Here is a 26,305-nt window from a genome sequence, read left to right as displayed (position 1 = left end):
AATTAGAAATTTGAATTTACCATCCTAAACTAGAACCTATACGAAAAATACGATTAAACAAAGAGTTGCTGTAGCGGTTGGTAACGTTTTGCTTGAGTATAAAGCGACAAATATTGAGGACCTCGCCATGAGTATTGCTGCACTATTGGGGCTTGTAGATGTATCGGGAACATTGGTTCTTGATGCAAACGGGAAAATAGTATTGTTGCCAGAGGGTGAGGATATGCGCCCGGGGGATATTGAACTGTCCCCAGAGAATTTAGTTCCCGATGTACAGTTACGAGAAGCTTTGCTTGCTCAAAACCTTGGAGCACCGATTAGCGAAGAGCAAGACCCGCGTATCGCGATCAATGACGACCAAGATGCCTCAGATATTATCGCACAGATAGAGGCCGGCGAGGATCCTACTGAGAATGAAGACCAAGCGACCGCAGCCGGCGGACAGCTCAGCTCAAGTATCACTGATTTCGGTACTATAGATGCGACCCATGCTCAAACGCTAGCTGCAACGCTCTTCGAAACAACAGGTCTAGCAAGAGAAGACCTCTCTCCCACTCAAAGCAATGCTCTACTCGACATATTCGCCAACGCTGCCCCAGTAACCATTTTCGAGGCGAGAGTTTACGATGAAGAATCAAAAGACGGTGAGTTAGGCTTAACATTTCCGAGTGATGCAGACGGTGATGACGTAACCGTTGTTGTGACCGAGCTACCAAAGCTTGGGCAATTAACGCTAGCAGATGGAACTCCTGTTACTTTGGGGCAGACCCTCACTCAAGCTGAGTTTGAAGGCTTGCAATTTGATGCGCCGGACGAGTATACGATTGGTGAGGATGCTGGTCAGTTTACCTATACTGCGGATGATGGACGAGGTGAAGCTGACTCAGTACAAACTGGCGGTGTGCTATTAACTATCAATCCTATTAACGATATACCGGTGATAGACAGCGTAGGTGACGGGACGCTGACCGAGAGCGGCAATTTGGATGACGGCACTGTTGTTGAAGGGACAGACACAGCGACGGGTACTATTTCAGCCAGTGATAATGATACAGATTCAGTGCTGACTTACGGTTTGCAAGAGGACACTAACGAATACGGGCAGTTAACGGTTGACCCTGAAACCGGGGATTGGGTGTTTACGCTTGACAATAACTCCCCTGCGACTCAAGGATTAAAAGAAGGGGAAGCAGTCGAGACTTCTTTTGTTGTGACTGTTACCGATGATAAGGGGGCTCAAGTTACTGAAACTTTGACCCTTACAATCAACGGTACTAACGATGTGCCCTTGTTTGACGCTGGCGGTGACGCAGTAGGCACTGTGACCGAACAAGGAGATGGCATCGGCAATGATAATGTTGCAATAGGCACACTGTCGGTCACGGATGTTGATGATGATGCGACTTTGACGTTCGAAGTAGAATCTCCCCAGACTGATTTCGGTACCTTCTCTATAGATGAAGACGGTAAGTGGCAATTTGACCTCGATAATGAAGCGTCCGTCACACAAGCTCTGGGAGAAGGTGAATCAGCAACTATCGACTATGTGGTTTCTGTTACGGATGAGTTTGGTGCGACTAACCAAGAAACGGTTACTATCACTGTTATCGGAACAAATGATACCCCAGTGATTGGAGATGCGAGAGGCACCACCGGCGCTGTGAGCGAAGCCGGTAACCAAGATGATGGAACCGTAGTCCCAGGCAAAGACACCGACACGGGAATTATCCGCGCTACAGATTCTGACGATTCCTTAATCTTTACCACATCGGATACCAGTCCATATGGTACGTTTACTATTAATGAATCGACAGGCGTATGGCGTTTCAATCTGGATAACACAGCGTCCGAGACACAAGAGCTTAAGGAAGGGGAAACCGTAGAGGCGATTTTCAACGTAAAAGTTGCCGATGACAGCGGTGCCTTTGTAATTCAGCCGGTAACTATAGAAATTTTTGGCACCAACGATCAGCCGGTAATCGTTGCATCAAGCGAGCTAGTTGGCACAGTAGTCGAATCCGGAGCCAATGTAGAAGGAATCGACACTGCTTCAGGTACGATCGTTGGCGAGGATGCAGATGCCGACGCGATCCTTACTTTCTATGTTGACGATGGGGCGAGTGACTACGGTCAACTTGTGTTAAAGCCCAACGGTGATTGGACTTTTGAGCTCGATAATGACGCTGCCGCAACTCAAGCACTGAATGCGGGTGATACGATCGATATCACCTATCCGGTGATCGTGCGGGATGAATTTGGTGCAGAAAATACAGACACGCTCACCATTACCATCATCGGTACTGATGATGCTCCAGTTATTTCTGGTACATCTGCAGGTCAAGTAACTGAAGACAACGATGACGATATTGATATTGCAACGGGTGATTTAACCGTTGGCGCTAAAGTTGATATCAGCGACGTTGACCAAGACGAGTCCAACTTCAAAACTGACGTCACTGAAGGTGATGATAACTTCGAGAATGGTGAGTTGGTTATCGATGAAAACGGTAATTGGACGTTCACCATTCCAAACAGCGACCCATTAGTTCAAGGTCTAGGTGAAGGGGAAGTGGCCACACAAACCTTCACCGTAGAGACCGAAGATGGCACGCCACACACGATAACGGTTGATATTGTGGGCACGAATGATGTCCCAACCTTGGTGACCTCTGGCCCTGATGCAACAGACGATATGGGCGATGTCATCGAAGATGATACGAAAATCACCTTAACAGACAGCGGCAAACTGACCATCGCTGATGTGGATGGCGCAGACGAGGAAATCTTCCAGACTGACCCAAATACCTTTACTTCTGTCAGCACCCTAGTGGGTGGTGAGAATGGCGCGGTCGGTACGTTAACGCTAAGCGAAGATGGCTCATGGGATTACGATGTGCCAAACGCGGCAGTGGAATATCTGCCAACGGGCGTGACAGCAACGGAGACGTTTACGGTGCTGTCTGAAGACGGCACGCCATTCGACGTGGTGATTACCATCACCGGTACAGACGATGCACCAGTCATCGCAGGCAACTCAGAAGGCACGATTACCGAAGATAATGCCGCGGACATTGTGGATATCAACGGTGTTCCAAATCTCCAGTTTACCGACCAAGCAACCATCAGCGATAAAGACGCAGGTGAATCGAAATTCGATACCACGGTTGCAGCGGTCGCTGGTACGGACAACCTCGCGGAAGGCACCTTTACCTTCGATGAAGACGGTAACTGGAGCTACACCATTCCAAATGGTGTGGATGCAGTGCAGAGCCTGAAAGCGGGTGAAACCATTCCACAAACCTTCACGATTCAAACGGCGGATGGCACGCCACACGTGATTACCGTGAATATCGTGGGTGTGAATGACGATGCGACCTTTACGGGCGTCTCAACCGGTGAAGTCACCGAAGATGCGGATGCTGACATCGTGACGGATGGTGGCGTGGAGTATCTACAAGTGGGCGATAAGGTTGACATTGACGATGCCGATGACGACGAAGCGCTGTTTGATACCGACACCATCGTTGCCGATGCGGGTAACTTCCCGAATGGTGAGTTAACTCTAGCGGCAGATGGCACCTGGAGCTTCCGTATTCCGAATGAGAGCGATGAAGTACAAGGCTTGGCTGCTGGTGAAGTCGCGACGCAAACCTTCACGGTAGAGACTATCGATGGCACCGAGCACACCATTACGGTAGACGTTGTGGGTGTGAATGATGCGTCGACACTAACCGATGCGACCGATGATGAAGGTCAAGTTACCGAGAACGATGCTCTGGCGACCTTGACGGACAATGGAGTACTTATCCTTGATGATGTGGATGGTGAAGCGGAAGAGGTGTTCCAAACGGACCCAACCACCATCACATCAACCAGTACTTTGGACGGCTCTAGTGGTACAGCGCTGGGCATTCTGACTATCTCAGCGGCCGGCGCTTGGGATTACGCGATTGCCAATGATGCGGTGGAATACCTTGGTGCGGGCGATACCGCAACAGAAGTGTTCACTGTGAAATCGGCTGATGGCACCGAGCACGATATTACGATTGAGATCATCGGCACCAACGATGTACCGGTTATCTCTGGCACATCTGCAGGTCTTGTTACTGAAGACAATGACGACGATATTGATGATGTTACAGGTGATCTAACTGTTGGCGCGAAAGTTGATATCAGCGACGTTGACCAAGACGAGTCTAACTTCAAAACGGACGTCACGGCGGGCGATGATAACTTCGATAATGGCGAGTTGGTTATCGATGAAAACGGTAACTGGACGTTCACCATTCCAAACAGCGACCCATTAGTTCAAGGCCTAGGTGAAGGGGAAGTGGCTACACAAACCTTCACCGTAGAGACCGAAGATGGCACGCCACACACGATAACGGTTGATATCGTGGGCACGAATGATATCCCAACCTTGGTGACCTCTGGCCCTGATGCAACAGACGATATGGGCGATGTCATCGAAGATGATACGAAAATCACCCTATCAGACAGCGGCAAACTGACCATCGATGATGTGGATGGCGTGGACGAAGAAATCTTCCAGACTGACCCAGATACCTTTACTTCTGTCAGCACCCTAGTGGGTGGTGAGAATGGTGCGGTCGGAACCCTGACCCTAAGCGAAGATGGCTCCTGGGACTACGATGTGCCAAACGCGGCGGTGGAATATCTGCCAGCCGGCGTGACAGCGACAGAGACCTTTACCGTACTGTCTGAAGATGGCACGCCATTCGACGTGGTGATTACCATTACTGGTACAGATGATGCGCCAGTGATTGCAGGCAACTCAGAAGGCACGATTACCGAAGACAATGCTGCAGATATTGTGGATATTAACGGTGTCCCAAATCTTCAATTTACCGACCAAGCAACCATCAGCGATAAAGACGCAGGTGAATCGAAATTCGATACCACGGTGGCAGCGGTTGCCGGAACCGACAACCTAGCGGAAGGCACCTTTACCTTCGATGAAGACGGTAACTGGAGCTACACCATTCCAAATGGTGTGGATGCAGTTCAAAGCCTGAAAGCGGGTGAAACCATTCCACAAACCTTCACGATTCAAACCGCGGATGGCACGCCACACGTGATTACCGTGAACATCGTGGGTGTGAATGACGATGCGACCTTTACGGGTGTCTCAACCGGTGAAGTCACCGAAGACGATGCGGTTGATATCGTGACTGACGGTGGCGTGGATTACCTACAAGTGGGCGATAAGGTTGACATTGACGATGCCGATGACGACGAAGCGCTGTTCGATACCTCAACCATCGTTGCCGATGCGGGTAACTTCCCGAACGGTGAGTTAACTCTAGCCCCAGATGGCACTTGGAGCTTCCGCATTCCGAATGAGAGTGATGAAGTACAAGGCTTGGCAGCGGGTGAAGTGGCGACACAAACCTTCACAGTAGAAACCATTGATGGCACCGAACACACCATTACGGTCGATGTGGTGGGTGTGAATGATGCGTCAACATTGACCGATGCAACCGACGACGAAGGTCAAGTTACAGAGAACGACGCACTGGCCACCTTAACGGACAACGGTGTCCTTATTCTTGATGATGTGGATGGTGAAGCGGAAGAGGTGTTCCAAACGGACCCAACCACCATCACATCAACCAGTACTTTGGACGGCTCTAGTGGTACAGCGCTGGGCATTCTGACTATCTCAGCGGCCGGCGCTTGGGATTACGCGATTGCCAATGATGCGGTGGAATACCTTGGTGCAGGTGATACCGCAACCGAAGTATTCACCGTGAAATCGGCCGATGGCACCGAGCACGACATTACGATTGAGATCATTGGCACCAACGATGTGCCAGTTATCTCAGGCACGTCGGCAGGCCTTGTTACCGAAGACAATGACGACGATATTGACGATGTTACAGGTGATTTAACCGTTGGCGCTAAAGTTGATATCAGCGACGTTGACCAAGACGAGTCCAACTTCAAAACTGACGTCACTGAAGGTGATGATAACTTCGAGAATGGTGAGTTGGTTATCGATGAAAACGGTAACTGGACGTTCACCATTCCAAACAGCGACCCATTAGTTCAAGGCCTAGGTGAAGGGGAAGTGGCCACACAAACCTTCACCGTAGAGACGGAAGATGGCACGCCTCACACGATTACCGTCGATATTGTGGGCACGAATGATGTCCCAACTTTGGTTACCTCTGGCCCTGATGCAACAGACGATATGGGCGATGTCGTCGAAGATGATACGAAAATCACCCTAACAGACAGCGGCAAACTGACTATCGATGATGTAGATGGTGCCGACGAAGAAATCTTCCAGACTGACCCAGATACCTTTACCTCAGTGAGCACCCTAGTGGGTGGTGAGAATGGTGCGGTCGGAACCCTAACGCTCAGCGAAGATGGCTCATGGGATTACGACGTGCCAAACGCGGCGGTGGAATATCTGCCAGCAGGTGTCACGGCAACGGAGACCTTTACCGTATTGTCTGAAGATGGCACGCCATTCGATGTGGTTATCACCATTACCGGTACAGACGATGCACCAGTGATTGCAGGCAACTCAAAAGGCACGATTACCGAAGATAATGCCGCGGACATTGTGGATATCAACGGTGTTCCAAATCTCCATTTTACCGACCAAGCAACCATCAGCGATAAAGACGCAGGTGAATCGAAATTCGATACCACGGTTGCAGCGGTCGCTGGTACGGACAACCTCGCGGAAGGCACCTTTACCTTCGATGAAGACGGTAACTGGAGCTACACTATCCCGAATGGTGTGGATGCAGTGCAGAGCCTGAAAGCGGGTGAAACCATTCCACAAACCTTCACGATTCAAACGGCGGATGGCACGCCACACGTGATTACCGTGAATATCGTGGGTGTGAATGACGATGCGACCTTTACGGGCGTCTCAACCGGTGAAGTCACCGAAGATGCGGATGCTGACATCGTGACGGATGGTGGCGTGGAGTATCTACAAGTGGGCGATAAGGTTGATATTGACGATGCCGATGACGACGAAGCGCTGTTCAATACCGACACCATCGTTGCTGGAGCGGGTAATTTCCCGAATGGTGAGCTGACTCTAGCCCCAGATGGCACTTGGAGCTTCCGCATTCCAAATGAGAGCGCTGAAGTACAAGGCTTAGCGGCTGGCGAAGTCGCGACACAAACCTTCACAGTAGAAACCATTGATGGCACCGAGCACACCATTAAGGTAGATGTGGTAGGTGTGAATGATGCGTCGACGCTCATCAGCGACCCATCTGAAGCAGAAGGCTTGGTGACCGAAAATGACAATCAAGTAGAGCTAACGGATAACGGGACGCTTCAGCTGTCGGACGTGGACGGTGCTGATGAGGAAGCCTTCCAAATCGACCCTGATACGATCACATCGACCAGTACATTGGTTGGCTCAACTGGTGAAGCGCTCGGTGAGCTCACGATTAATGCGATTGGTGAGTGGGAATACGACATTCCTAATGGTTACGTTGAGTACTTAGGCGATGGTGATACAGCAACGGAGACCTTTACCGTCTTGTCGAAAGATGGCACGGGTCATGTTGTGACTATCACAATTGTTGGTACTAACGATGTACCAACAATTACAGGTACATCATCCGGCCTTGTCACCGAAGACAACACAGATGACATCGACAGCACCACTGGTGATTTAACCGTTGGTGCTAAGGTTGATATCAGCGACGTTGACCAAGACGAGTCTAACTTCAAAACGGACGTCACGGCGGGCGATGATAACTTCGAGAATGGCGAGTTGGTTATCGATGAAAACGGTAACTGGACGTTCACCATTCCAAACAGCGACCCATTAGTTCAAGGCTTAGGTGAAGGGGAAGTGGCTACACAAACCTTCACCGTAGAGACCGAAGATGGCACGCCACACACGATAACGGTTGATATCGTGGGCACGAATGATGTCCCAACCTTGGTGACCTCTGGCCCTGATGCAACAGACGATATGGGCGATGTCATCGAAGATGATACGAAGATTACCCTATCAGACAGCGGCAAACTGACCATCGATGACGTGGATGGTGCAGATGAAGAAATCTTCCAAACCGACCCAGATACCTTTACGTCTGTTAGCACCCTAGTAGGTGGTGAAAATGGTGCGGTCGGAACCCTGACTCTAAGCGAAGATGGCTCATGGGATTACGACGTGCCGAATGCGGCAGTAGAGTACCTGCCAGCCGGCGTGACAGCGACAGAGACCTTTACCGTACTGTCTGAAGATGGCACGCCATTCGACGTGGTGATTACCATTACTGGTACAGATGATGCGCCAGTGATTGCAGGCAACTCAGAAGGCACGATTACCGAAGACAATGCTGCAGATATTGTGGATATTAACGGTGTCCCAAATCTTCAATTTACCGACCAAGCAACCATCAGCGATAAAGACGCAGGTGAATCGAAATTCGATACCACGGTGGCAGCGGTTGCCGGAACCGACAACCTAGCGGAAGGCACCTTTACCTTCGATGAAGACGGTAACTGGAGCTACACCATTCCAAATGGTGTGGATGCAGTTCAAAGCCTGAAAGCGGGTGAAACCATTCCACAAACCTTCACGATTCAAACCGCGGATGGCACGCCACACGTGATTACCGTGAACATCGTGGGTGTGAATGACGATGCGACCTTTACGGGTGTCTCAACCGGTGAAGTCACCGAAGACGATGCGGTTGATATCGTGACTGACGGTGGCGTGGATTACCTACAAGTGGGCGATAAGGTTGACATTGACGATGCCGATGACGACGAAGCGCTGTTCGATACCTCAACCATCGTTGCCGATGCGGGTAACTTCCCGAACGGTGAGTTAACTCTAGCCCCAGATGGCACTTGGAGCTTCCGCATTCCGAATGAGAGTGATGAAGTACAAGGCTTGGCAGCGGGTGAAGTGGCGACACAAACCTTCACAGTAGAAACCATTGATGGCACCGAACACACCATTACGGTCGATGTGGTGGGTGTGAATGATGCGTCAACATTGACCGATGCAACCGACGACGAAGGTCAAGTTACAGAGAACGACGCACTGGCCACCTTAACGGACAACGGTGTCCTTATTCTTGATGATGTGGATGGTGAAGCGGAAGAGGTGTTCCAAACGGACCCAACCACCATCACATCAACCAGTACTTTGGACGGCTCTAGTGGTACAGCGCTGGGCATTCTGACTATCTCAGCGGCCGGCGCTTGGGATTACGCGATTGCCAATGATGCGGTGGAATACCTTGGTGCAGGTGATACCGCAACCGAAGTATTCACCGTGAAATCGGCCGATGGCACCGAGCACGACATTACGATTGAGATCATTGGCACCAACGATGTGCCAGTTATCTCAGGCACGTCGGCAGGCCTTGTTACCGAAGACAATGACGACGATATTGACGATGTTACAGGTGATTTAACCGTTGGCGCTAAAGTTGATATCAGCGACGTTGACCAAGACGAGTCCAACTTCAAAACTGACGTCACTGAAGGTGATGATAACTTCGAGAATGGTGAGTTGGTTATCGATGAAAACGGTAATTGGACGTTCACCATTCCAAACAGCGACCCATTAGTTCAAGGTCTAGGTGAAGGGGAAGTGGCCACACAAACCTTCACCGTAGAGACCGAAGATGGCACGCCACACACGATAACGGTTGATATTGTGGGCACGAATGATGTCCCAACCTTGGTGACCTCTGGCCCTGATGCAACAGACGATATGGGCGATGTCATCGAAGATGATACGAAAATCACCTTAACAGACAGCGGCAAACTGACCATCGCTGATGTGGATGGCGCAGACGAGGAAATCTTCCAGACTGACCCAAATACCTTTACTTCTGTCAGCACCCTAGTGGGTGGTGAGAATGGCGCGGTCGGTACGTTAACGCTAAGCGAAGATGGCTCATGGGATTACGATGTGCCAAACGCGGCAGTGGAATATCTGCCAGCGGGCGTGACAGCAACGGAGACGTTTACGGTGCTGTCTGAAGACGGCACGCCATTCGACGTGGTGATTACCATCACCGGTACAGACGATGCACCAGTCATCGCAGGCAACTCAGAAGGCACGATTACCGAAGATAATGCCGCGGACATTGTGGATATCAACGGTGTTCCAAATCTCCAGTTTACCGACCAAGCAACCATCAGCGATAAAGACGCAGGTGAATCGAAATTCGATACCACGGTTGCAGCGGTCGCTGGTACGGACAACCTCGCGGAAGGCACCTTTACCTTCGATGAAGACGGTAACTGGAGCTACACCATTCCAAATGGTGTGGATGCAGTGCAGAGCCTGAAAGCGGGTGAAACCATTCCACAAACCTTCACGATTCAAACGGCGGATGGCACGCCACACGTGATTACCGTGAATATCGTGGGTGTGAATGACGATGCGACCTTTACGGGCGTCTCAACCGGTGAAGTCACCGAAGATGCGGATGCTGACATCGTGACGGATGGTGGCGTGGAGTATCTACAAGTGGGCGATAAGGTTGACATTGACGATGCCGATGACGACGAAGCGCTGTTTGATACCGACACCATCGTTGCCGATGCGGGTAACTTCCCGAATGGTGAGTTAACTCTAGCGGCAGATGGCACCTGGAGCTTCCGTATTCCGAATGAGAGCGATGAAGTACAAGGCTTGGCTGCTGGTGAAGTCGCGACGCAAACCTTCACGGTAGAGACTATCGATGGCACCGAGCACACCATTACGGTAGACGTTGTGGGTGTGAATGATGCGTCGACACTAACCGATGCGACCGATGATGAAGGTCAAGTTACCGAGAACGATGCTCTGGCGACCTTGACGGACAATGGAGTACTTATCCTTGATGATGTGGATGGTGAAGCGGAAGAGGTGTTCCAAACGGACCCAACCACCATCACATCAACCAGTACTTTGGACGGCTCTAGTGGTACAGCGCTGGGCATTCTGACTATCTCAGCGGCCGGCGCTTGGGATTACGCGATTGCCAATGATGCGGTGGAATACCTTGGTGCGGGCGATACCGCAACAGAAGTGTTCACTGTGAAATCGGCTGATGGCACCGAGCACGATATTACGATTGAGATCATCGGCACCAACGATGTACCGGTTATCTCTGGCACATCTGCAGGTCTTGTTACTGAAGACAATGACGACGATATTGATGATGTTACAGGTGATCTAACTGTTGGCGCGAAAGTTGATATCAGCGACGTTGACCAAGACGAGTCTAACTTCAAAACGGACGTCACGGCGGGCGATGATAACTTCGATAATGGCGAGTTGGTTATCGATGAAAACGGTAACTGGACCTTCACCATTCCAAACTCCGACCCATTAGTTCAAGGCCTAGGTGAAGGGGAAGTGGCCACACAAACCTTCACCGTAGAGACCGAAGATGGCACGCCACACACGATAACCGTCGATATCGTGGGCACGAATGATGTCCCAACCTTAGTGACCACAGGCCCTGATGCGACCGACGATACTGGTGCTGTGACGGAAGACGACACTCAAGTCACCCTATCAGACAGCGGCAAACTGACCATCGATGATGTGGATGGCGCGGACGAAGAAATCTTCCAGACTGACCCAGATACCTTTACTTCTGTCAGCACCCTAGTGGGTGGTGAGAATGGTGCGGTCGGAACCCTGACCCTAAGCGAAGATGGCTCCTGGGACTACGATGTGCCAAACGCGGCGGTGGAATATCTGCCAGCAGGTGTCACGGCAACGGAGACCTTTACCGTACTGTCTGAAGATGGCACGCCATTCGATGTCGTGATTACCATCACCGGTACAGACGATGCACCAGTCATCGCAGGCAACTCAGAAGGCACGATTACCGAAGATAATGCCGCGGACATTGTGGATATCAACGGTGTTCCAAATCTCCAGTTTACCGACCAAGCAACCATCAGCGATAAAGACGCAGGTGAATCGAAATTCGATACCACGGTTGCAGCGGTCGCTGGTACGGACAACCTCGCGGAAGGCACCTTTACCTTCGATGAAGACGGTAACTGGAGCTACACCATTCCAAATGGTGTGGATGCAGTGCAGAGCCTGAAAGCGGGTGAAACCATTCCACAAACCTTCACGATTCAAACGGCGGATGGCACGCCACACGTGATTACCGTGAATATCGTGGGTGTGAATGACGATGCGACCTTTACGGGCGTCTCAACCGGTGAAGTCACCGAAGATGCGGATGCTGACATCGTGACGGATGGTGGCGTGGAGTATCTACAAGTGGGCGATAAGGTTGACATTGACGATGCCGATGACGACGAAGCGCTGTTTGATACCGACACCATCGTTGCCGATGCGGGTAACTTCCCGAATGGTGAGTTAACTCTAGCGGCAGATGGCACCTGGAGCTTCCGTATTCCGAATGAGAGCGATGAAGTACAAGGCTTGGCTGCTGGTGAAGTCGCGACGCAAACCTTCACGGTAGAGACTATCGATGGCACCGAGCACACCATTACGGTAGACGTTGTGGGTGTGAATGATGCGTCGACACTAACCGATGCGACCGATGATGAAGGTCAAGTTACCGAGAACGATGCTCTGGCGACCTTGACGGACAATGGAGTACTTATCCTTGATGATGTGGATGGTGAAGCGGAAGAGGTGTTCCAAACGGACCCAACCACCATCACATCAACCAGTACTTTGGACGGCTCTAGTGGTACAGCGCTGGGCATTCTGACTATCTCAGCGGCCGGCGCTTGGGATTACGCGATTGCCAATGATGCGGTGGAATACCTTGGTGCGGGCGATACCGCAACAGAAGTGTTCACTGTGAAATCGGCTGATGGCACCGAGCACGATATTACGATTGAGATCATCGGCACCAACGATGTACCGGTTATCTCTGGCACATCTGCAGGTCTTGTTACTGAAGACAATGACGACGATATTGATGATGTTACAGGTGATCTAACTGTTGGCGCGAAAGTTGATATCAGCGACGTTGACCAAGACGAGTCTAACTTCAAAACGGACGTCACGGCGGGCGATGATAACTTCGATAATGGCGAGTTGGTTATCGATGAAAACGGTAACTGGACGTTCACCATTCCAAACAGCGACCCATTAGTTCAAGGCCTAGGTGAAGGGGAAGTGGCTACACAAACCTTCACCGTAGAGACCGAAGATGGCACGCCACACACGATAACGGTTGATATCGTGGGCACGAATGATATCCCAACCTTGGTGACCTCTGGCCCTGATGCAACAGACGATATGGGCGATGTCATCGAAGATGATACGAAAATCACCCTATCAGACAGCGGCAAACTGACCATCGATGATGTGGATGGCGTGGACGAAGAAATCTTCCAGACTGACCCAGATACCTTTACTTCTGTCAGCACCCTAGTGGGTGGTGAGAATGGTGCGGTCGGAACCCTGACCCTAAGCGAAGATGGCTCCTGGGACTACGATGTGCCAAACGCGGCGGTGGAATATCTGCCAGCCGGCGTGACAGCGACAGAGACCTTTACCGTACTGTCTGAAGATGGCACGCCATTCGACGTGGTGATTACCATTACTGGTACAGATGATGCGCCAGTGATTGCAGGCAACTCAGAAGGCACGATTACTGAAGATAATGCCGCAGACATTGTGGATATCAACGGTGTCCCAAATCTTCAGTTTATCGACCAAGCAACCATCAGTGATAAAGATGCAGGTGAGTCGAAATTCGATACCACGGTGGCAGCGGTTGCCGGAACCGACAACCTAGCGGAAGGCACCTTTACCTTCGATGAAGACGGTAACTGGAGCTACACCATTCCAAATGGTGTGGATGCAGTTCAAAGCCTGAAAGCGGGTGAAACCATTCCACAAACCTTCACGATTCAAACCGCGGATGGCACGCCACACGTGATTACCGTGAACATCGTGGGTGTGAATGACGATGCGACCTTTACGGGTGTCTCAACCGGTGAAGTCACCGAAGACGATGCGGTTGATATCGTGACTGACGGTGGCGTGGATTACCTACAAGTGGGCGATAAGGTTGACATTGACGATGCCGATGACGACGAAGCGCTGTTTGATACCGACACCATCGTTGCCGATGCGGGTAACTTCCCGAACGGTGAGTTAACTCTAGCCCCAGATGGCACTTGGAGCTTCCGCATTCCGAATGAGAGTGATGAAGTACAAGGCTTGGCAGCGGGTGAAGTGGCGACACAAACCTTCACAGTAGAAACCATTGATGGCACCGAACACATCATTACGGTAGATGTGGTGGGTGTGAATGATGCTTCGACACTCATCAGTGATCCTTCTGAAGCAGAGGGGACTGTTACTGAAAATGATGCACTAGTTGTGCTGAAAGACACCGGTTCACTTCGTTTATCAGATGCTGATGGAACGGCTGAGGAGAAATTCCAGACAACGCCAAGTTCAATTACATCGACTAGTACGCTGGCCGGCTCTGGTGGCGAGGCTTTGGGTTATTTTGAGATTAATGAACTAGGTGAGTGGGAATATGATGTTCCTAATGGGTATGTAGAGTATCTAAAAGCTGGAGAGACGGCTCAAGAAACCTTTACTGTGAAGTCTATTGATGGCACCACTCATGAAGTTGTGATTACGATTATCGGTACCAATGATATCCCTGAAATAGTTAGTGGCTCTACTGCAACGTTAACGGAAGACATCGATGCAGACACCAACGATGAGTTAATCGCTAGTGATAAGTTAGTAATTAGTGATGCTGATACAGGCGAAGAGGTCTTTAACGCCGGTGTAGCAACCCCTGTTGGCACTACTCTTGGTTCACTTAGCATCACTGAAGATGGCACCTGGACCTACACACTAGACAACTCTCTAGATGCGGTTCAAGCGCTTGATGTTGGAGATGAGCGCATTGAAGAGTTCACGGTGACTTCTGCAGATGGTACTTCACACACGATTGCCATCACCATTAATGGTGCCGAAGACGAAACTTTCATCACTGGACCAAATACTGACACTGTTAAAGAAAACACTGATGTTAGCAACGGTTTATTAGTAGCAGGAGATAATTTAGCACTCACTATTACTGACAAAGATGCTGGTGAGAATAAGTTCAACACCACTGTTACCAAAGTTGCCAACGATGATGGCGAGTTGCCTTTGGGTACTTTGACTATAACAGAAGATGGCGACTGGTCTTATCAAGTCGCGAACTCAATCCCAGGTGTTCAGGAGCTAGGTGACGGAGAGTCTCGCATCGAGCGCTTCACTGTGACATCCATTGATGGTTCGAAAACCGAAACCATCGAAGTCACTATTCAGGGCACCAACGACGACCCGGTAATCAGCGGCGATGCTGTTGGTAGCGTAACCGAAGATTTTGATGTTCAGAGTGGTGATCTCCTTAAAGACAATGGTCAGTTAACCATTACTGATGCGGATACTGGTCAAGCGAAGTTCCAAACTACTGTGACATCAGTAGGTACCGTTGTGGGTACGCTATCGATTACTTCGACAGGCGCTTGGAGCTACGAAGTTGATAACGAAAATATAGCTGTTCAAGAACTAGGCGCAGGAGACTCGCGAACCGATACGTTCAGAGTACTCAGTGAAGACGGTACGCCTCACGATATCGTCGTGACAATTAATGGTACCAATGACTTACCAGAGATTGGCGGAGTATCCTACGTTGAGCTTACCGAAGATGAAGGGACGCAAATCAATGGAGATGGCGATCTAACTTTCACTTCTCAAGCAACGATTACCGATGTGGATCTTGGAGAGGGTGCTTTCCTTCCAAACACGGTAACCTCGCTCGCAGGTAACTTTACAGATGGTACGCTAACGGTAGATGCCGCGGGTAACTGGACATATAAGATCCCGAACCTTAGCGACAATGTTCAAGGACTGGCTGCTGGTGAGCGAGCTACACAAACCTTTACTGTTCAGACAGATAACGACACAACACATACGATTACCGTCGATATCGTGGGTATCAATGATGACTCTGTGTTGATCAGCGATGAATCTCAGTCTCGAGGTGAAGTCACCGAGGATGAAACCGAGGTTCTGCTAAAAGACGATGGAGTTCTGCAACTTCAAGATAAGGATGGCGCTGCTGAAGAAGTCTTCAACACTAATCCAAGTACCTTCACATCAACCAGTACGCTAGCAGGAGCGTCGCCGACTCAAGCGCTAGGTAGGCTAACGATTAACGAAAATGGTGAGTGGGATTACGACATTCCAAACGCTTATGTTCAGTACCTAGGTGCTGGTGAGAGTGCGGTAGAAACCTTCACCGTTCTGTCCAAAGATGGTATACCTCATACCATCACTATTACGATTAATGGCACCAATGATGTTCCTGTGGTTCAGTCTGGCACAACTGGCAGTGGTACCGAGGATGTTACCGCACCAGCGACCACTGATATCAAAGTGGAAGGCACGGTAGTCATAAGTGATGCCGATGCAAATCAGAATACCTTCATTGCTGGCAATGGCGTCGCCGACCGAACAAATACACTGGGTGGTACCTTGACCATAGGCACTGATGGCAAGTGGACGTATCTTGTTGATAATGAACAGTCTGCGGTTCAGGCGCTCGACGTCGGTGACATCGTTACTGAGACCTTCACCGTGCAAACCGCCGACGGAACGAATGTCGACATTGTTGTCACTATCAATGGCGCAGAAGACGTGCCCGTTATTAGTGATTATGTGATTGGCGCTGTTACTGAAGATGATGACCCAAGCACACTGGAGCATGTGGGTAACCTCACTATTGTCGATAATGATGCAGGAGAAAGCATTTTCGATACTACCCGAGTGGACACCCTGAATAATAGCGACGGTATCTCTTCTCTAGGTAGCGTGACGATTAAAGCAAACGGTGAATGGACGTACACAATAGACAACACCCTCCCGCAAGTGCAGGAGCTTGGTGATGGGGATTTCTTCACAGAAAGCTTCAGAGTGTATTCTGTGGACGGTCTTGCCTCTCAAGTCATTCAAGTCACTGTTAATGGCAATAATGATGGTGCAACTATCAGCGGTAACTCGGAGGGCTTTGCAGTTGAAGACCTTCATACCATTGTTCGAAATAGGCTTGAGGCATACGGAGAACTAGACGTCGACGATCCTGATATCGGTCAAAGTTTGTTCTCTACTAATGTTACCCCTGTAACAGATGTTACTTTTGGCGCCCCAGTAGGAAGTGTGACGATTTTAGCTGACGGTAGTTGGACTTACAGCGTCAACCGAAACAATCGAACCATACAGCGACTCGCGTTAGGTGAGGAAAGAGAGGAACGATTTACCGTAACCTCATTAGATGGTACAGCAACGGAAGAAATAGTTGTCACTATAGTGGGTACTAATGATGACCCTAGAATCCGCGGCAACAGTGACAAAACGGGAACTGTCATAGAGGATCAGGATTCAACACCTCCAGGATTGCCAACAGCAACGGGCGACCTCAATGTCCGAGATGTCGATACGCTTGATAGTCACACTTGGTCACTGATCAGTTCTCCAACAGGCCAATACGGTAACCTAAGTTTAGATTCTGCGACTGGAACATGGACTTACACGTTAAGTAATGTTGCTGCGAACCCGCTTCAGGCAGGGCAACAAGTGATCGAGTACTTCTCGGTTAAAGTGGAAGATGGTAATGGCGGTGTCGCGACCGATCAAATTGCTATCACTGTTGTTGGCAGCAATGATGATCCAACGATCTCAGGTGATAGCTCCGGCCTTGTCATCGAAGATGGCGGCACCCTTGCAACTGCGAAGGGGAACCTTGTAGTTGCAGACGACGATGTTCTGGATGTTCATGAGTGGAGCGTGGTGAATGGCGCGGGCTCATTCGGAAGCTTGAGTATCAATGCCGCCACGGGTGAGTGGACTTATATCCTTGACCCAACTAAATCCGACTTTATGGAAGAAGGGGTCATCTACAACGAAGATCCTCTTACCGTAAGAGTGAGTGACGGTAAAGGTGGCACCGACACGTATACCATTAACGTTCAGGTTGAAGGGAACAACGATGGTCCAATGATAACTCGTGCAGATTCAACGTCATTGGGACAAGACGTTGTTCGTGAAGATGAAATCGATGTCGATGGAACCAGTAAAACGGTTCTGCGTGAAATACTCAATAATGATCCCGACGAAAACGAAGAACATACGTGGGAGATCATAGATGCCAATGGCAACCCGCTTGCAATTGAGAACGGTGTCGCGGTTGGCGAATACGGAAATCTGTCTGTAGAGATTGATAATGAAGGCAAAGTATTCCTGCGATATGACCTACAGGCGACAAGCGAGCAAGATGCGAATACGCAAGTTCTGAGTTGGGACCAACCAGTTACAGATACGTTCAAGATTAGGGTTACCGATAAGTACGGGGCAATCGACGAGGATACCTACACGGTTCAGGTTCGAGGAGACAATGATCAACCAGATATTCAGGGTACTTTCGGTGGTGAAGTCACAGAAGATAACTTCAACAGCGACCCTGAAATCACAGTATCAGGTGAGCTCGACCCCGGTGATATTGATACAAACGACAGTCACAACTGGTCTATTGATACCAATACCGGCGACTACGGGACGATTGCACTAACAACCGACCCCGACACAGGAAAGGCGACTTGGACTTATACGCTCAATAATGACAATCCAGCGGTGCAAGCACTTCGTGAAGGCGACGACCCACTGAGCGAAACCTTTACAGTCACCGTCCGTGATAACTCAGGTCGTTCCAACTCAACCGATACGCAAGAGATCACCGTGCTCATCAACGGAAGCAATGATCAACCGTTGTTGACTGGTAATTTGTCGGGCAGCGTTATCGAACCAGCTCATAAAGATGCAGATCCTGTGGTGACTGCAACTGGCGAGTTAGCGGTATCCGATCGCGATACGACGGACACCCATACGTTTAGTGTTGTATCTGATAAGGCGGATGTTGACCTTGATGACCCAACCATCGGTAAATACGGTGAGCTTACAGTAGACGCCAATGGTATCTGGACATACGAACTAGATAACACCCTAAACGCGACAAAAGCAATTCCACCGGGTGTCACAGAGTATGATGAATTCACGGTCACAGTCACCGATGCTGGCGGTCTAACATCAGAGGTCACCGTTGTCGTTGCTGTCGCGGGTAGTAACACAGACCCAGACATTATGACGGCTGACTCCTATCAGGTGTTTGAAGACGGAGCTGCGCTCACCGGTAACCTAGTGAAAGGTACAGCAGGCACCATGAGCGGTAATGATATTGGCTCTGGCGACCCTGATTCTGGTGATGATGCAACTTGGACTGTGGTTCAAAATGGTACCTACGGTACGTTCGAGTTTGTAACTGATGCCGATGGCAATCAGGTCTCTTGGAAATACACTCTCTTTACCGAAGCCGATGTGAGTGCTGACCCAAGCAAAGCGGGCGCATACAACTTGGTGAATGCACTAGCGGAAGGTGAGACTCTACCGAATGGCGATAGCGTTGTTATCCGTGTTACCGATGAGTTTGGCATGACAACTACCGAAACCATCAATATCGATATTCTCGGTGCTAATGACAACCCTGTGATCTCTGGCTTCAACAACAACATCCGAGAGGATGTGTTTGAGGCCAATAACTACGAAACAAGCGGTCAATTGAATGACGGTGACGTAGACACATCCAACACACACGCTTGGCAGCTTGTTGATAGCAATGGCGGTATGGGTCAATACGGTACTTTTGCTATCGCAGAAGATGGTACTTGGACTTATACCCTTAACTCCGATTACATCGATGATGTTCAGGCGTTGCACCCTGATTCAAGTCATCGTTTGACTGATACCTTTGAAGTTCGCGTTGTAGATAATGACGGTGGGTTTGATACCGAAACTGTGACGATCAGGATCACGCCGAACAATGATATCCCGGTTATCACTGGCGGATTAACAGGAGAGTATGTTGAAGATTCAGCAGTGGGACCTGTTGAGGGGCAAATCGTAATCACTGATCAAGATGCTGGCGATCTCAATGCGACTGGTGATGAAGATGAGCCATCATTTATCGCGCAAAATTACACGGGCACCTACGGAGGGTTGGTTCTTAACGCAGACGGTTCTTGGACATACACGCCAGACAATGACCTTATTCAAGCGTTGGCTGAAGGTGAGCAACAGCAAGACAAGTTCATCGTTCTAGCGCAAGACCAAAATGGTGCGACTATTACCGAAGAGTTAGTTATCACCATTACCGGCGATAACGACAAGCCAACTATTAATGGTGACAACCATGGAATCGTCCTTGAGGATGGTACGGTGGCCAACTTTGGCTCAGATCTGACGGTTGCCGAAGGCACGTTGTACGCAACCGACATCGACAACAACAGTCCAGCAAGAAGTTGGAGTATTGTTGAGGGGCCTTCAGGCAGTTCTGCAGCAGCAGGGCAAGGCACATATGGGGTTCTGTCATTAGACAATAATGGTAAGTGGGTATACCAACTAGATAACGACAGTCCAGCGGTGCAGGCATTGGTGTATGACCCAGAGAACCCGGTCCAAGAAACGTTTAAGGTTGTCGTATCTGACAATATTACAGATACCGATACCAACATGCCTGGCGTGTCTCAAGAGTTCACTATTACGATAGACGTATTTGGTCAAGATGAGTTTGGGGGCGGCGGTAGCGTTGGTGGGACACCCGATGTAACCATTACTGCTGAAGTGACGGAAGACGCTGATACAACTCCTGATCCAACCGATTCAAGCATTGTGTCGGGGAACGTACCAGGGCCTGCTGCTATCGCGCCCGGAACGATTACTCCAATTAATGGTGGTTTCTTTGGGACGTTGGTTCGAGATGACGGTGACAACACTCAGTGGAACTACATCCTAGATAACGATTCACCTTTCGTTCAGATGCTAGATGAAGGCGATACTGTCACTGAAACTTGGCGCTTTAAATCTGGCTCCGATGTTTATGAACTCAAGGTTGATATCAAAGGTTCTGCAGATAAACCAGAGATTTTTGTAGGACAGGATCAGTTAGATGACAATGATGTTCTTGGCGAAGTAGTCGAGGGAGCGATAACGTCTGTGTCGGGACGCCTTGATGCAGTTGACCCTGATTCAGATGAACAGGTTCAGTGGCAAGCCACTAACTCTGTGACGGTCACAGGCGGGGTCGGGGTCGCCGCGACAGGTATATATGGCGATCTAACGATAGACCAAGACACCGGTGAATGGACTTATGTTTTACACCCTGGCGTTAACCTTCCAGCAGGAGAAGTCTTTGAAGAAAAATTCACCATTAAAGCGACCGACACTGATGCGATAGCAGGTACCGAGGACATCTCCGCAAGTACCTCATTTGATCAGCACGATATTGTCATTAAAGTCGTTGGGACTGCGCAGAATGTTGATAACCCAACGGTAGGTGATGTTCCGTTGATCATTCAAACGGTTTCAACAAGCGAAGATGATGGTGCAGCTAACACTGAACCATCAACAGTGGAAACGACAGGCACCCTGTCATTCGACAACTTAACTGATCAACACGGTAACCCTATCTCAGTGAATCTCGACGATGAGGTTAAATGGACCCTTGTTGATGGTTCGAGCCCGTATGGCGATTTTACGGTGGATCCAACGACGGGCGCTTGGACTTTCATTCTTGATAATGACAGCAAAGCCGTACAAGGCTTGCGTGAAGGGCAAACGGTTGAGGAAACGTTTGAGGTGTATGCAGTAGACCAATACGGCAAAACCATTGTCGACGGTAGTGGCATTCCTCAGACTCTACAGATCGTAGTTGATATTACAGGTTTGAATGATGGTCCTGTGGCTAGCTCGTTTGTTGAAGACATCATTGCGGAAACAACGCCGCCAAATGGTGAAAAAACAATGAGTGGTCAGCTGACGGTTGAAGATGTGGATATCAACGATGTCCATGTTTGGTCGACGTCTCCTACCTATGTTCCCGGTGCCAATAACACCCCACAATATGGCAACCTCACGGTGAATGCAGATGGTAGCTGGGAGTTTAAGGTTGATACTTCGCAAGCTGACATTATCGCTCTAAACCAGGGCGAATCGCTTGTCCAAGTGTTTGAGGTTGAAGTTACCGACATGAATGGCACGGGTCTGTCTGCCACACAAACCATTACCGTAAATATTGTTGGTACCAACCAAGATCCAGTCATTACCACCTCAACATTGGCCGAAGATAACTCCATTACAGAGCCTGCTGAGGGCGAGGGTCAAACTCCTACAATCACCGGCGAAATTACGCTAACGGATGCAGACAACCCTGGTGCGGAGGATGATGTCGTTACACTCCACGAGAGTACTTTGAGTGGTACTTATGGAGAGTTTGAAGTAGTAGCGGGAACTGGTGGTCAACCGGATGAGTGGCGATATACCTTGTATAATGCGCCACACGTCAATGCTTTAGCCGAAGGCGTGAAAGTGACCGAATCCTTCATTGTGCGTGCTACCGATGAATATGGCGCAGAAGTAATGACCACTGTTGAGGTCGAGGTTGTTGGTACTAACGACAAGCCGACTATCGAAGGTAAGGTCATCGGAACCGTTGTCGATGAACCTTCTGCTACGGCAACAGGCCAGTTAGTGGTTGCTGATCCGGATATAGGAGATACACATACCTTCGCCGCCTCTTACGATACAGATATCGGTACGTTTGAAATCGATGATGCGACGGGTAACTGGACGTTCACCATCAATAGTGACAGTGAAATCGTCAATAACCTGCCAAAAGGTGAGACGATGCAGACAACAATTTCTGTGTCTGCGGTGGATAGTGCGGGACAACCAAACAGCACCAGTGACGCAAAAGATATTGTCATTACTATCGTTGGTACTAATGATGCGCCAGCGATCAAAGATGTCGCTGAGCAACAGTTGGTTGAAAATGATGTCATCAGTCTATCTGGTCAATTTGATAGCGGTGATTTGGATAACAAGGCAGATGCTACCGACGGCAGTCGAACAGAATCGTCAGCTTCCAATGACCCAGATGATGCAACGGACTCGGATGCACAAACATGGCAAGTTATTGGCAGCGACCCTAGAGGCACCCTAAGCGTTAATAGCTCAAACGGTGAGTGGACATTCAATCTCGTCGATCAGTTTGAAGAGCTCTCCGCAGGTGAAACACTGGATACTCCATTGCAGTACACAGTGAAAGTGACCGATGAGTTCGGGCTATCGAGCGAAAAAGTGATTGAGTTCCAAGTGACCGGAACGAATGACCAACCGAGTGTTGTCGTCGCAGATACGGTGGCTACGGGCACGGTTTACGAAGACCCAGATAGTTCTCAATCAGACGTTGCAACGGGTGTCGTGCACATTGACGATATCGACCAGAGTGATACCCATGATTACAGTTTAAGTGGGGATACTCTTGGTATTACGTCTATCCCAGGTTTGTATGGTGACCTGTATCTTGTGAACGTAGATGGAGATTCTGATTCTGTTGAATGGAGGTACGAGTTAGATCAGGAGAAGGCCAACCAACTTAACGTTGGGGAGGTGAAAGAACAGTTCACATTGTACATTGAAAGCTTATCGGATGGTGAAACTCAAGGTGACCAAATTTCACAGCTTATCGAAGTAACTGTCCAAGGCAGTAACGATGCTGCAGACGTTGATGTTGGCTCTGACGACATCACTGAAACCGACGCAGTGATTAGTGCCAATGGCCAAATTGGTGCGGAAGATGTGGACAACCCTGATGATACCTTCACACCACAAACCAATGTCGACGGCGCATACGGTACGTTTAATCTAAATGCGGATGGTACTTGGACCTACAGCACTAAAACACCGATGAACGAACTTGCCGAAGGGGAGGTAGTATCGGATGTATTTAATGTTGCCTCCGTTGATGGCACGCCATCGACAGTGACAGTCAATATCACAGGCACTAACGATGCACCGGTAATTGACGCTCAAAACTCTGTCATGGGTGGTACTGCTTACGAAAGTAGTACGGAGGGCAGTGGCTTTGTCGCAGGTAATGTGATGTTTACTGATGTCGACACCACGGATACTCATCGTGTGAGTCTAACATCATCAGGCACCACTACTACGCTTGAAGGTACTTACGGTACTCTAGAGCTGGTTGCAGGCGGCAGTGCAACGGACGTTCGTTGGGAATACACCATCGATCCCGCAAAAGTGGCTGATCTCGGTGATCAAGTCATTCAAGAAGATACGTTTAACGTATATGTCGAAAGCACCCAAGGTGGAATGCTACAGGGAGACACCATCTCTCAACCAATCACGATTATGATTGATGGCTTCAATAATACTCCTGTGGTGACCACCCCAGATGGTGAGAATGAGGGCGCCGTGGTCGAAGATGGTAACCCACTTCAAGCAACAGGCACACTCACGTCAACGGATGCAGAGTCAGAGACCATTACCTACAGCTTTGATGAGGCACAGCAATCTCAATACGGCACATTTGAGATCACCAACACAGGTAACTGGACTTACACTCTAGACACCGACAACAGCCAAGCGCTCAACACTGGCAATATCACTGAAACCTTCACAGTGACGTTGACCGATACCGATGGCAACTCGACCACGGAAGATGTGATGATTACGCTGACGGGTGAAAATGATGCGCCGGTGATAACCTCATCTAGTTCAGACCAAACGGGTGATGTTGAAGAAGACAACGGCTTAGCCTCGATTGCTACAGGCAGCTTGTCAGCGACAGACAGTGAGTCTCAGACTGTTACCTATTCACATACCGGCGGCTCGGCGCAATACGGTACTTTCAGTATTAGTTCGAACGGTATGTGGACTTACACGCTAGATCCTACGCTCAGCCAGAGCATTGATGATAGTGGAGCAGTAGAGTCCTTCGTTATCACGTTAACAGATGGCACCAACTCGCTAACCGAAACCGTCAACATTAATATCCAAGGTAATGATGACGATGTTGTTATCGCGGGAACCTTTGTTGGTGATGTTCAAGAAGGCACAGTGGAAGAGGCAACCGGGTCGGTGACCGCGAGTGATGTCGATGGTCCGACACCGACAATGCGCTTGCAATCGCCAGACATGAACAACGTGAACAGCGCAACGGGGACTTATGGTCGACTCACCTTCAATGCTGCAACAGGCTTGTGGGCCTATGTCCTGTTGACAGACCAAGCTCTACCAGCGCTTGGTGAAACAGAAACTGATACCTTTGTGGTTGAGATACTTCAAGACAGTGGCTCTGGCCCTGTCGTGACAGAGACCCAGACTATTACCGTCACCGTCGCAGGTAACAACGTTATCAGTGGCGAGAGCAACATGAGTGACTTGTTAGCGGCTACTACGGATGATGAGTGGCTGTTTGGTAATGACTATGATGCTACGGGTACCACGTCGGCGGATACCACCTCTAGCGATGAGTTTGTATGGAATACTGCGGCCTTGTCGGGTACGGATACCATTAAGGACTTTGATGCTAAGTTTGTTGGTGGGGCTGAGGCAGCTAATCATGACTCCATCGACCTTACTGGTGTTCAATTCTCTGATGAGATGAGAGTCGATGAGCAGATAGGTGTTGAGGATAATGGTACAGATACTGTTATCACCATTAACGATGAAAACGGCGTTGTACAGACGATCGTCGTTGAGGGCGTTCGTTTAACCGATATGCTGGATATGGATGAGGCTGATATCAATGATATGTCGAATGCTGAGTTACTGGTTGCTCTAAACCAAAGCGATCAACTCCTTCTTCCTGATGGTTTGATAGAGCTGGGTGATTCAGGTGATAACACACTGACTGGTGATGATGGTAGCAACATACTGTTTGGTGGAGGAGGAGATGACATTCTCACCGGTGGCGACGGTAATGACCTGTTCCTGTTCACAGAGGATAGTGCGGGTACAACAGCCCAACCGTCTACACAAACCGTGACAGACTTTAGTGTTGGTAGCGACATCCTTGATATCTCCGACTTACTGCCAGAACATCAAAATCTAGGTGATCTACTTGGAAATATCACTGTATCGGTTAGTGATGACAATACCGACGCGACAACGGTTATCAGTGTTACTAAGGATGGTGAGCAAACTGATATTACTCTAGAGGGCGTTGGTTGGAATGATCTCGGGATATCAGATGCTAACGTCATCAACGACCCGGGTAATCATCAGGCAGAGCTGCTCACTCAACTTGATACTATGAATGTGATTAAGATCGATCCTTAGTCTTTAATGCTAGGAATCTAAATAGACAAAGGGCTGTGTCGATGACACAGCCCTTTGATTTTTCGGAAACTAGTG

General features: G+C 49.5%; 1 protein-coding gene. It reads left to right on the top strand.

All coding sequences use genetic code 11. From position 1 onward, the window contains the following. The first annotated feature begins 127 nt into the window (after positions 1 to 127). A complete protein-coding gene (locus J4N45_RS26800; protein ID WP_252015849.1) occupies positions 128 to 26,230 on the top strand; it encodes a VCBS domain-containing protein in 26,103 nt (8,700 codons plus the stop codon). Positions 26,231 to 26,305 lie beyond the last annotated feature (75 nt).

The sequence above is a fragment of the Vibrio sp. SCSIO 43140 genome, assembly GCF_023716585.1.
GTDB lineage: Bacteria > Pseudomonadota > Gammaproteobacteria > Enterobacterales > Vibrionaceae > Vibrio > Vibrio maritimus_B.
This window is presented reverse-complemented; position numbering and strand designations above follow the sequence as displayed.

Excerpts from the sequence above, each read along its gene's own strand:
- J4N45_RS26800 (WP_252015849.1), top strand. The coding sequence starts at position 128 with ATGAGTATTGCTGCACTATTGGGGCTTGTAGATGTATCGGGAACATTG.